This is a genomic window from Chishuiella sp., assembly GCF_032109125.1.
Classification (GTDB): domain Bacteria; phylum Bacteroidota; class Bacteroidia; order Flavobacteriales; family Weeksellaceae; genus Empedobacter.
This window is the reverse complement of the sequence record NZ_DAMCLZ010000003.1, coordinates 78,499-91,518: the sequence shown is the minus strand read 5'-3', so window position 1 is coordinate 91,518 and position 13,020 is coordinate 78,499. Positions and strand designations below refer to the sequence as shown.

Genomic DNA, 13,020 nt, shown 5'->3' with positions numbered 1-13,020 from the left:
TAATAAAGTTTTAGAAAAAAAACGACTTCTAATACATCTGATTAGATAATCATTCTTTAAAAACGCTTATTTTAATTTTCAGCTTTAATAATATAGATTAAAGATGAATACTGTCCATTATTTTTAGCTAAATAATTTGACTTTAAAGCAACTTTTATTGCATTAAAGTAACCAAATTTATTTCCCTTGTATTTCTCTGAAAGTAAACTCACATAAAATGCGTCAAGTTTCATTGGACTAATCTTATCAATTTTCATACCAAAGTTACTAAGTAAATTACTCATACTTTTATCAGAGAAGTGCCAAAGATGTCTTGGTACATCATAAGCTGCCCAATATTTACCATAATATTTAGCATCATATGATTGATGATTGGGAACGGCAATTATTAATACTCCATTATCCGTTAAATGATTTTTTAATTCTCCAATAATCTCATTTAAATTAGGGATATGTTCCAAAACATGCCATAATGTAATTATATCGAATTTTTCATTAATATTTTTTAATTCTGTTGATATTACTTTTAATTGACCGATCTTCGTTTGTGCTATTTTTCGAGCTGCCTCATTCGGTTCCATTCCTAATACATCATATCCATTCTTCTGCATAAATTCAAGATAATCTCCAACTCCGCAACCATAATCTAACATCTTTTTCCCCTTGGATACTTCATTTATCAAATTAAGTTTATTATTTAAATTAATAGATTTTGCAATCTGATAAAATCTTTCGAAAATAGTTTTTTTACTATCCGTATGAGAGATATAATTTTCACTTTCGTAATATTTACCTAAAGAATCTAATGGCTGGGGAACTGTATATAGAAGCCCCGTATCTGAATCTTGAAATAATTCAAATTCTTCTTGTGTTAAAAAATAATCTTTTAAATCTAATTTCTTAATACCAGAAAATCCTTCATAAGAAGGATTTTCTGTATATGTTTCACGTGGAACATTTTTCATTTTATCTACCCATGTAAATTAATAATACACTAATATCTGCTGGAGAAACACCACTTATTCGTGATGCTTGTGCTACAGTAGCAGGTTTTATTTTAGTAAGCTTTTGACGAGCTTCTATAGACATAGAAACAAAATCATTATAATCAATATTCGCAGGAATTTTTAGATTCTCTAAGCGATGTAATTTATCTGCATTTTGTTGTTCTTTCTTAATATAACCTTTATACTTGATTTGAATTTCTGTTTGTTCTAACTCCTCTTGGTCATAATTATTACTTTCAATAAACTGCTTAACTCTTTCTAATTTAGTAAAATCAGAAAGCTTTAATTCTGGTCTAGTGATCACAGAAATCATTTTATTAGGCTGCTTAAGAGATGTTCCTTCACGCTCTTCTATTACCTCATTAATCTCATGAGGTTTAATCGAATTTTCTTCAAAATAATTAACAAGCTTTTCGGCTTTATCAAATTTTTCTTCCATTCTTCTCAATCGATCTTCAGATGCAAGACCAATATCAAATCCCTTACGAGTTAAACGTTCGTCTGCATTATCTTGTCTTAATAAAATTCTATACTCAGCTCTTGATGTAAACATTCTATATGGCTCTTCAGTACCTTTAGTAATTAAATCATCAATTAAAACACCTATATAAGCTTCATTTCTATTTAATATAAATGGATCTTTATCTTGTATTTTTAATGCTGCATTAATTCCAGCCATCAGACCTTGAGAAGCTGCCTCTTCATATCCAGTGGTACCATTAATTTGTCCTGCACAATATAAATTTTCTATAATCTTAGTTTCTAAAGTATGTTTTAATTGTGTAGGTGGAAAATAATCATATTCTATAGCATATCCTGGTCTAAAAATTTTTGCATATTCAAATCCAGGTATAGAGCGCAAAGCTTTTGCTTGTACATCATCTGGCAATGAAGTTGAGAATCCATTAATGTAATATTCAACAGTATCCCAACCTTCTGGTTCAGCAAAAATTTGATGACGATCTTTATCAGCAAAACGATTTATTTTATCCTCAATAGAAGGACAATATCTTGGCCCTGTAGATTTGATTGTTCCATTAAACATTGGTGAACGATCGAAACCTTCTCTTAATAAATCATGAACTTCTTGGTTTGTGTAAGTAATCCAACAAGAACGTTGCTTAGTTAACTTTGGAGTATTCGAATACGAAAATTTCGAAGGATTTTCATCACCAGGCTGCTCAATCATTTTAGAATAATCAATAGAACGTCCATCAATTCTTGGTGGTGTACCTGTTTTCATTCTTCCTGCTTCGAAACCTAAATCAACTAATTGTTCAGTAATACCAAATGCAGCACCTTCTCCCATACGTCCACCACCAAATTGCTTGTCACCAATATGGATTAAACCATTTAAGAAAGTCCCATTTGTTAAAACTACAGCTTTAGAACGAATACTCATTCCCATTGCAGTATTTACACCACAAACTTTTCCATTTTCTATGATTAGACTTTTAACCATATCTTGAAAAAAGTCAACGTTCTCGGTTCTTTCTAAAGAAAGTCTCCATTCTTCTGCAAAACGCATACGGTCTGATTGTGCTCTTGGAGACCACATTGCAGGACCTTTAGATTGATTCAACATTTTAAATTGAATCATTGTTTTATCAGTTATAATACCTGAATAACCTCCTAAAGCATCAATTTCTCGAACAATTTGCCCTTTTGCAATTCCACCCATTGCAGGATTACAAGACATTTGTCCAATGCTTTGAAGATTCATTGTAACTAACAATGTTTTTGCTCCTAAGTTAGCTGCTGCTGCTGTAGCTTCTGCTCCAGCATGTCCTCCACCAACTACAATAACATCATATTCTGATTGAAATATCATCTTTATTTTTAACTTAAAATTGTAATAAATAATAATGTTCCACGTGAAACATTATTGATTTTTTAGTAAACTAAATGTACTTAAATAATAATCTTCTTTAGAAGTCATTAAAGTTTTATCCTCAGGATCTTTATCCATGTATCCAGCAAAATGTAATATTCCATGAATAACAACACGTGCTAATTCATTTTCGAATGATACATTATTTTGTATTGAATTATCTTTTATTCTTTCGACACTAATAAAGATATCTCCCATTAAATCATCTTCTATAGAATTATCAAATCCTATAACATCTGTGTAGTAATCATGATCCAAATATTGACGATTAATTTGTAATAAGTATTCATCATCACAAAAAATATAGTTTAACTCTTCTATATTTTTACCTTCATTTTTCATACTTTCTACGATCCAATCTATCCAATTTTGAGATTCGTGTAACTCAAAATCTGTTTCATAAAATAATTCTATCATAGTTTTAAAACCAATATCCTAAACTTAAATTAAATAACCCTTTCTTAGTATATGGCGAATAACTCCAAATAAAATTAATAGGTCCCAAAGGACTATCATAACCATAAGTAACTCCATAACCGAGATACTTGTAATCAGTTAAACTTAATTGTTCAAATCGATCAGTTATATTAGCTACATTAATAAATAAACTTGTGTAATGATTTCTTAAAACTTTGGCTTGAATTTGAGAACCAAAAATTAATTTATTATCTCCAATTGCAGAACCAAATGGTAAACCATAGAACTTAGTATAATTTAAAAAATGTTGCTCTGTATAACCTCCTAAATAAAATTTTTGAGGAGTCGTTACATTACCATTAAAAAAGGTTCCAAAGTTAGCAGTAAATCTGTAACTTAGGAAATTATTTAAAGGAAAGTTTGCTTCTAAATTTCCTTCCAATAAATAATTAGTTTCGAAATTATCAATATTAGAATCAAATATATATTTAAAAGTTCCATCAAATTTAACACCACTTCTAGCATAGTTCGCGTTATTTCGATTATCAGCTTTAATATACCCATAACCTTTCCAAAAGAAACCTTCTGTTTTAGAAGAAATTTCTTTATTATCTTCTAAATAATTATTAGTAAAAACATTTGTATATTGATGTTCTAGACCAATTCCTATAGCAAATTTCTCTTTTATTGTAGACTGAACATATAATTGATTAATATATTCTCGAAAATTATAATTAACTCTGTTGTAGTTTGAATTGTCAAGAAGTTTATTTAAATTAATTTCTTTATCAAAATTATATGAATAAGAATTAAATCCTAAACTAGGTAAATAACCATTGTCTATATAATAGTTTAGATTATATCTCATAAAATCACCCACAACAAGATCAGCAGAAAGTGTTGAATTTTTTAATAATAAATTTTTAGAAGTAAAATTTAACAGTAAACCTGTCTTAAAAAGATCATCATAATGTAAACCAAAACGTATTGATTGTTTATTCTTATTTTCTTCTACTTTTAAGGTCAAAAGATTTTCATTATCATCTAATTCAGAAATTTTATATGTAATATTATTAAAGTTTCCTGAAGCATAAAGTCGATTGATTCCTAATTTCAAATCGTCATATTTTATTAATTCTGGAGGGCGAATACCCAATTTACCTTCAATATAATTATCATTATAATTCTTTAAACCTTCTATATTTATTTTTTTTACCAAAGCATAATCATCCAACTTAATCTCTTTTCTTTTTACAGAATGATCATTTTGAATTTTAGCAATTTCTTTTAATTGATCAAATACTTTTTCGGATGCTTCATAACCTTTTTTGTAAATAGGTTCAACATCATCAAAACTAGTAACAGAATATTTTTTTAAATCAGGTTTTATTAGAACATTAACCATTTTTTTCTGTTCATCGGTTTTTTTGACGATACTCATAGTCATAATTTGACTAAGAATATCAATTGCAGAATTCAATTCATCTCTTTTTAATAAACCATCTCCTAATTCAACACCAATAATAATATCTGCCCCCATGTCTTTGATTTCTTTAACAGGGAAGTTATTCACAACTCCTCCATCAACATATAATTGCCCATCTATACTTACAGGATCTAACATCGTTGGATAAGCAGCAGAAGCTAGAACAACTCGTGGTAAAAAACCAGAATGGAAAATTTTTTCTTGTCCAGTTTCTATATTAGTACCTATGCAAAAAAATGGCGTAGGAAGTTGATTAAAATCATCTATTCCATGTACTGGACGAAATAAATAAGTTAATAAATCCAAAGGACCTTGACCTTTAGAAAAAGCATTAGGAATTGTTAATTTAAAATTATCAAAAGGTAGTTCTAGAATATATTTTTCTTTATATGATTTATCAAAAAATGGAATTTCAGCTCTATCTTTATTTTGGGTAATAAGTGAAGAAATATCTAATTGATGCATTATTTTTTCTAATTCATCTGGACTATAACCTGCCGCATATAATCCTCCAATAATAGCTCCCATACTTGTACCTCCAATATAATCAATTTTGATTCCAGCCTCTTCTATAGCCTTGAGAGCTCCAACGTGCGCATAGCCTTTTGCACCACCACCACTAAGTACAACACCAACTTTTGGACGAGAAGAATTTTCCTTTGTTTCTTGAGAAAAAACAAAAAGTGAAAAAAGAAAATAAATTGGAAGAAACTTATACATATCTTATACAGATTGAAAAAATAAAGATAAGCATTTATAATACCAATCTTATTTATATTATAATCTAAAATTTAGATTGTAATAAAAACTCTTTGAGACAAGCAAAGATTGAAATGAAAAACCTCGTCCGAAGGAATTGTCTAATTATTCTTTATAATAAACACGTTTGATACGATGGGATACAGAAGTTAAAACTTCATAAGGAATTGTTCCTAACCATGTTGTAACATCTGCCAAAGTTGGAAAATCTCCAAAAATAGTTACTTCATCTCCTTCTTTACAATTGATATCTGTAACATTTACCATCATCATATCCATGCAAATAGTTCCTGTAATGATTGCTAATTTTCCATGAATACCAACTTTGCCTTTACCATAACCTAAAGACCTACGAATACCGTCTGCATAGCCCACTGGTAAAGTTGCAATTTTAGTTTCTCTTTCAGCAGTAAATTTCCTACCATAGCTAACAGTTTCACCTTTTTCAATTGTAGATATTTGAGAAATAACTGTTTTAAATCTCACAACTGGTTTTAGGTATTTATTCATAAAATCAGTATATTCTGAATAGCCATACATCCCAATACCTAAACGAACCATATCATACTGATGTTCACCATAAGCAACAATGCCAGGAGAATTTAGAGCATGTTTTATTGGTTGAATATTTAATGCTTTAGTGATAATATCATAACTATTATCAAACCTACTTAATTGATATTTTGCATATTCTTTTTCTTCAGGCATATCTGCTGTAGCCAAATGAGTGAAAATGGAACGAATATAAACTTGAGAATTATTTTTAAGAATATGGATAAGTTCATCAAAATCGTCTTCATGAAAACCTAAACGATTCATTCCTGTTTCCATTTTGAGATGGATTGGATAAGCTGTTGAGATTTGTTTTTCTTGTAATTTCTGAATAAATAACTTTAGAACACGCAAACTGTAGATTTCTGGTTCTAATTGATAATCAATAACTGTTGAATAACTATTTTGTTCAGGATTCATAACCACAATAGGAATCGTAATACCAGCTTCTCTTAATTCTTTACCTTCATCTGCTATTGCGACACCAAGAAAATCAACACCATTATTTTGTAAAGCATTTGCTACCTCAAAACTTCCAGTTCCGTAACTATTTGCTTTTACCATACACATTAGCTTTGTAGTTGGTTTTAATAAAGAACGGTAAACACTTATATTTTCTATAAGATGTTGTAAATTGATTTCTAAAACTGAATCATTTGAACGAGTCTCTAATTCATTCGAAATTTTCTCTAACTTGAAAGGTCGAGCTCCTTTTAATAAAATTGCTTCGTTATCTACATTTTGATGTTTAAATTGTTCTAGAAATTCATCCGTAGAATTATATGAACGTACATAGGATTGAAATAAATTTTTGAACATGGATATTTTCTCACCTATCAAAACAATTTCGTCAAAATGATATGGATTAACTAAATCTGCAGTTTGATTATATAATTCTGAATCTGATAAGTTACTTTGTAAAATATCAGTTAAAACAAGTGATTTTTTTTCTTTTGGTTGCTGATTAAGAACATTTAAACCTATTTTCAAGGAATTTAAGTCAGAATTGAATGTATCATTAATTAAAATAGAATTGTTGATTGCCTCTTTAATTTCCAATCTCATTTCTATTGGTAAAAGCTCACTAAATTCTTTTTTAAACAACTTATAATCAATATTTAAACTAATTAATGTTGCTAAACAAATTAAACTATTTTTAATAGAAGCATCATCTAAAAAAGGAATAGAGTAAGTGAAAATTTCTTGATTATGTAAAATAGAAATTTCAGTATTTGATTGTTTCCCTGATACTTCTAAAATTTTAACATCGGCTAGATCTGAATAACCATAAGTTATTTTATTAATATCAGACAGTTTTTTATTTTTTATTATTGATTGATGAATTTTATCATCATCAATCATATAAACAAGTTTATCAACACCATAAAATAACTTTAGCTTTTCTTGAATCAGTTCATCTCTACTTTTAAAATTTTCCAAATGAGCTATTCCAATATTTGTAAGAACACCAATCGTTGGCTGAATAATTTTTTGCAGATTATCCATTTCATTTAGTTGAGAAATTCCAGCTTCAAAAATCCCTAAATTATTATTCTGCTCTATTTGTAATATAGAAATAGCAGCACCAAATTGAGAATTGTAACTTTTAGGGCTACGAACAATATGAAATTTTTTCCATAATAATTGGTTCAACCATTCTTTAACGATTGTTTTACCATTGGAACCTGTAATTCCAATTATTGGAAAATTAAATTGCTCACGATGATACTTTGCCCATTGCTGCAAAGCAACTAATGGATTATCAACTTTTATAAAATTTGCTTTATCAAATTCTTTAAAAGAATTATCTACAATAAAATTACGAATACCTTTATCAAATGCATCTTGTATATATTTATGACCATCTTTTTGATTGTGATGAAAAGCAAAAAAGATTCCATTGATAGGATTAATAATCATTCTTGAATCAAAAAAAATTTGATGAATGATTTGCTCTCCATCGCCAATTAGATTTCCATTGACAATACTAGATATTTGATTTAGGCTATAATTTTTCAAGTTTATGTTTTTTTAATTCTTCCCAAAAAGCAGCACGACTTAATGGTTCATATTCTGATGTTTCTCCAAGTTCGACTAAACGATCACTATCTATTTTTCTATGAGAATAATTTGCTAATCCTCCTGTACGAACACAAATAGCATGCACTTTTGTAATATATTCTGCAGTTGCAAGAAGGTTAGGCATTGGACCAAAAGGTCGACCTTTAAAATCCATATCTAAACCAGCAACAATTACACGTTTACCTTGATTTGCCAATTCATTCGCAACTTCTACAATTCCTTCATCAAAAAATTGAGCTTCATCAATTCCTACTACATCACAATCATCAGCTAATAATAATATTGCAGATGAATATTCTACAGGTGTAGAATTAATAGAATTTTGATTATGTGAAACAACTTCTCTTTCTGCATAACGCGTATCAACAGTAGGTTTAAAAATCTCTACGCGTTGCTTTGCAAATTCAGCTCTTTTTAAACGACGGATAAGTTCTTCGGTTTTACCAGAAAACATTGAGCCACAGATAACTTCTATCCAACCACTTTTTTGTTGATGATTAAAGGTATTTTCGAGGAACATAAGTGTAAAGTTTAATTATAAAATGTATGAGCAAATTTAATGAAATAGTTTTTTTGTACACATTATATATATGATATAATTCTAAAAAAAATAATTAATAACGGTTATTCATAATAAAAGATTATTTTTGTGGTTAAATTAAAAACTAACTTAAACTAAATAATGCTTAAAGTAAAAACACTTAAAGTAAACTACATCTTAAATATTACGCGAACAGTTTTATCAACACTAATTGGTTTATTAGTTTTCCAATATGTTAATAAAACTTTGGGAGTAGATGCTGTAGGAAAGTATGAATATGCTAATTCTATAATAACGTATTTTGTACTTTTTTCTTCTTTGGGAATTCCTATGTATGGAATAAGAGAAATAGCAAGAGTTAGAGATAATGAATTAATTAGAACCAAAGTTTTTTTTGAATTAATATCAATACTTTTATTAACTACAATTATATCCTATTTACTATTATTTTTTTTAATTTTTAATATTAATTCGTTAAACAATTATAAAGAGATACTTATATTAATTAGTCCATTAATATTTTTAACTAATATAGGAGTTGAATGGTTTTTTCAAGGGATAGAAGATCAATTATATATTACTGTACGATTTATAATTATAAAAGCTATAACTCTTACTCTTTTATTTTTATTAGTAAAAACTGAAAATGATGTTTTGACATATGCTGCAATTATGACATTTTCAACTGCTGGGTCTAATATTTTCAATTTTTTCTATATAAAAAAGTTTATCAATTTAACATTGATTAAATTTAAGGATCTAAATATTAAAAAGCATTTAAAAGGTATTCTAACAATTTTTCTAGCAACAATATCTGTAAGTATTTATGTACAAATGGACAACACTTTATTAGGTTATTTAGTTGGAGATAAATACGTTGGTTTATATTCAACCTCAAATAAACTTATAAGATTTGCAATATTATTTATTACAACACTTGGTTCAGTAATGTTACCACGTTTATCAAATTTATATGAAAAGAAAGATTTTAAATCTTATAATACATATTTAGAAAAAACATTAAAGTACATTTTATTTATATCTATTCCAATTTCCGTCATATTTTTTAGTTTTTCAGATTATATTATAGAATTAATGGCTGGTAAAGAGTTTTTAGGTTCAATAATCCCTATGAAAATACTATCACCACTTGTTGTAATTATAGGTTTAGCATATTTTCTTGCATTTATGGTTTTATATCCTCAAGGTGAAGAAAGACTTTACACATTGGTCGTATTCATTACTGCTATTATAAGCATTGTTCTGAATATAATTTTTATCCCTAAGTATTTTCATTTGGCAACAGCTTGGGTAAACCTAATAGTAGAATTTTTAGCAGTTATTATAATGATTATTATGACAAAAAAACAATTATTAAAAATTAATTTCTTTAGCTTTAATAATACTTATTACTTTATTGGAGGAATATTAATGTATTTATTTATAGTATTCTTTAATAATAAAAATACTTTATTTACAATTGGGTTAATTTCTTCTTTTTCTTGTATTATTTATTTATCATTTTTATATCTTGTAAAGGAGTCAATTCTAATAGAGAATAAAAATAAAATTAAAAATTACTTAATAAAAAAATAAAATGGACGTTTCAATAATAATTGTTAATTATAATACAACACAACTTGTTATAGAGTGTATAAAAACTATCTATGAAAAAACTAAATTTATTGATTTTGAAGTTATTGTTGTTGATAATAATTCTCCAGATAGATCAATAGAAAATTTGAAAACTATATTTCCTAAGATTAAATTAATTCTTAGTGAAAAAAACGCAGGTTTTGGAGCTGGAAATAATTTAGGTAATAAATATGCAATAGGAAAATATCTTTTTTTACTAAATTCTGACACACTACTACTTGACAATGCTATATATGAATTTTTTACATTCATGGAAAAAACACCTAATGCTGGTGTTTGTGGTGGTAATTTATTAACAAAAGATTTAAAGCCTAATATGTCATTTCATCATTTACGTCCAAGTCTTATTTTATCTTTCAATGAATTTTGTTTTAATATTTTTACTAGAATTCTATACAAAAATCAATTGTATTACTCTTTTTCTAAACATCCAATAAGTATTAATGGTTTTATAACTGGTGCTGATTTTTTTATATCTAAAAAAATCTTTGATAAATTGAATGGTTTTGATGAAGATTTTTTTATGTATTATGAAGAAACGGAACTTTCACATAGACTAAGTGATTTAGGATATAAATTTTATGTATTACCTTATGTAAAAATAATCCATTTTGAGGGAGGATCACAAACTAAAAGCTCAATCAATAAAAAGAAATGGATGGAAGAAAGTAAAAAATTATATTACAAAAAAACAAATAATAAATTATATAGATTTGCTGACTTTTTTGATAAATTAAATGACAGAAGAGCTGAGTTAAAAAATAAACTTTTTAAAAATATTAATAAGTAAAATGGAAAAAAACAATTTATCAACTAATCAAGAAATTGATTTGATTTATTTATTAAAAAAAATTAAATCAATGTTTGACAGTTTAGGATTTTTTATTTTTAAATCAATTCGATTTTTTATAAAAAACATATTTATCTTTATTGGTCTTATAATTTTAGGATTATTAATAAGTGTAGTATTAGAAAAAACTTTACAAAAGTCATTTAGAAGTGATATAGTTGTTGTACCAAATTTTAACAGTACAGAGTATTTGTATTCTATCTCTAAAAATTACAAAAATTTAACAACTAAAAATGATAAAGAGAAAAAATTATTAAATAATATTATTAGAATAGAAGTTACACCAATTTTAGATATAAATTCTTATTTTAATAATTCTAAAAATCGTGATTTCTTTAAAACTTTATCAGAAAGTGGAGTAAAGTTTGAAGATTTTATAAAAAAAGAAGAATTTAAAAATTTCAATACATCATTTCTGATTACAATTTCAACAACAGATGAAAAATACTCCAAAGAATCTATAGATTTTTTATTAAATAAACTTAATAATTCTTCATATTATTTAAAGAAACAAAAAATAGAAATAGATAATCTAAAAGAAAATAGAATACAATTAACTAAATCAATTGAGCAAATTAATTTAATTTTAAATAATCTAGGATCAAATAACTTCGATAATACTAAAGGACAACTTAATGTAAATACTTATCAAAGTTTGAATGATGTAATAAATTTAAAAAGTCAATATGTAGATGACATATTAATGATTGATAATAAATTAATAACATCATCTAAAATTATTTTTCCTATAGATATTACATATAATAAAGAGTTTAAAGAAAAATTATATTACAATACAAAAATTATATATCCACTTATACTAGTTAGTATTTTTATAATTTTTAATCTTTTTAAGAGATTTTATAATAAATACAACCGATTAGAATTAAAAAAATAAATATGATTTCTGTCGTAATCCCTCTGTATAATAAAGAACTTAGTATTAGTAAAATGTTAACTTCTGTATTAAATCAAAAATTTAAAAATTTTGAAGTTTTAATTATTAATGATGGTTCTACAGATAAAAGTGTTGATGTTATTAATCAAAATTTTACTGATGAAAGAATTAAAATAATTAATAAAATTAATGGAGGAGTCTCATCAGCAAGAAATTTAGGTATAAAAGAAGCTAAATATGATTGGGTTGCTTTAATTGATGCTGATGATTGTTGGTCAGAAAATCATTTATTAAATTTTTATAATTATATAAATGCAAATAGTGAAATAAATGTATGTTCATCAGGGTATGCAAAAGTAGATAAACATGGAACATTTTTAAATAAATACCATGTGAAAAAAAGTGGACTTTATGATTTTTTTGAAGTTAGTTTAGAGATAAATTTTGCTACACACAGCTCTTCTATTATGTTCAATAAAAAAAAATTTCCAAATACTTTTTTTAATGAAAATATCTCAAAAGGTGAAGACACAAGAGTTTGGGAAACATTAGGAAAACAAGAGAAATTTTATTTTTTTTCAGAGATAACATCTCTCTATCATGTAGAAGCTGAAAATAGTGCTATTGGAAGAAATCATGATTTAGCACACACACATATATATAATTTAGATTTAAATTCAATTGAAAATAATATTCAAAAAAAATACTATCAAAGATTGATTTGTCATACAATTTTATTAGGTTTTTTGGGTCATGAAAAACTTAATGATATATGGAAATTATATAAAAAATATTTTTTATTTCTAGGAGTAAAAGGACCTATCAATTTTTTTATTCATGCAATAAAAACTAAAATTAAAAATTAATTCACAATTTTAAAT

10 protein-coding genes are annotated in these 13,020 nt (G+C 26.3%); 4 read left to right on the top strand and 6 right to left on the bottom strand.

Annotated elements, in window-relative coordinates; all coding sequences use genetic code 11:
- Positions 1-71: 71 nt before the first annotated feature.
- The 6 genes from RT575_RS05000 to RT575_RS04975 form a co-directional block, all read right to left on the bottom strand.
- Positions 72-965 (bottom strand): class I SAM-dependent methyltransferase, encoded by an 894-nt coding sequence (locus RT575_RS05000; protein ID WP_313579292.1) that lies wholly within the window; start codon positions 963-965, stop codon positions 72-74.
- A gap of 1 nt (position 966) precedes the next feature.
- Positions 967-2,838, bottom strand: a complete 1,872-nt coding sequence (mnmG, locus tag RT575_RS04995; protein ID WP_313579290.1) for a tRNA uridine-5-carboxymethylaminomethyl(34) synthesis enzyme MnmG — start codon at positions 2,836-2,838, stop codon at positions 967-969.
- A 51-nt stretch (positions 2,839-2,889) separates the two neighbouring features.
- The gene (gene ybeY, locus RT575_RS04990) at positions 2,890-3,315 is read right to left on the bottom strand and encodes an rRNA maturation RNase YbeY (protein WP_313579289.1); all 426 of its coding nucleotides are present in this window, start codon (positions 3,313-3,315) and stop codon (positions 2,890-2,892) included.
- A gap of 4 nt (positions 3,316-3,319) precedes the next feature.
- The gene (locus RT575_RS04985; protein WP_313579287.1) at positions 3,320-5,521 is read right to left on the bottom strand and encodes a patatin-like phospholipase family protein; all 2,202 of its coding nucleotides are present in this window, start codon (positions 5,519-5,521) and stop codon (positions 3,320-3,322) included.
- Positions 5,522-5,665: 144 nt separating this feature from the next.
- Complete coding sequence (locus RT575_RS04980; RefSeq protein ID WP_313579285.1) at positions 5,666-8,131, bottom strand: bifunctional UDP-N-acetylmuramoyl-tripeptide:D-alanyl-D-alanine ligase/alanine racemase; 2,466 nt, start codon at positions 8,129-8,131, stop codon at positions 5,666-5,668.
- Positions 8,118-8,714, bottom strand: coding sequence for a thymidine kinase (locus tag RT575_RS04975; RefSeq protein ID WP_313374675.1), 597 nt, complete (start codon positions 8,712-8,714; stop codon positions 8,118-8,120). The genes RT575_RS04980 and RT575_RS04975 overlap by 14 nt, the downstream gene beginning before the upstream one ends.
- A 162-nt stretch (positions 8,715-8,876) precedes the next feature.
- On the opposite strand from RT575_RS04975, the gene RT575_RS04970 reads away from it, so the two are divergent.
- The 4 genes from RT575_RS04970 to RT575_RS04955 are packed head-to-tail and all read left to right on the top strand — an operon-like array spanning position 8,877 to position 13,005.
- Entirely contained in the window at positions 8,877-10,331 is a 1,455-nt protein-coding gene (locus RT575_RS04970; protein WP_313579283.1) for a flippase, read from the top strand.
- Position 10,332: 1 nt separating this feature from the next.
- Entirely contained in the window at positions 10,333-11,181 is an 849-nt protein-coding gene (locus tag RT575_RS04965; RefSeq protein WP_313579281.1) for a glycosyltransferase family 2 protein, read from the top strand.
- A gap of 1 nt (position 11,182) precedes the next feature.
- Entirely contained in the window at positions 11,183-12,139 is a 957-nt protein-coding gene (locus tag RT575_RS04960; RefSeq protein WP_313579279.1) for a hypothetical protein, read from the top strand.
- Positions 12,140-12,141: 2 nt separating this feature from the next.
- The gene (locus RT575_RS04955; RefSeq protein WP_313579277.1) at positions 12,142-13,005 is read left to right on the top strand and encodes a glycosyltransferase family A protein; all 864 of its coding nucleotides are present in this window, start codon (positions 12,142-12,144) and stop codon (positions 13,003-13,005) included.
- Positions 13,006-13,020: the final 15 nt, after the last annotated feature.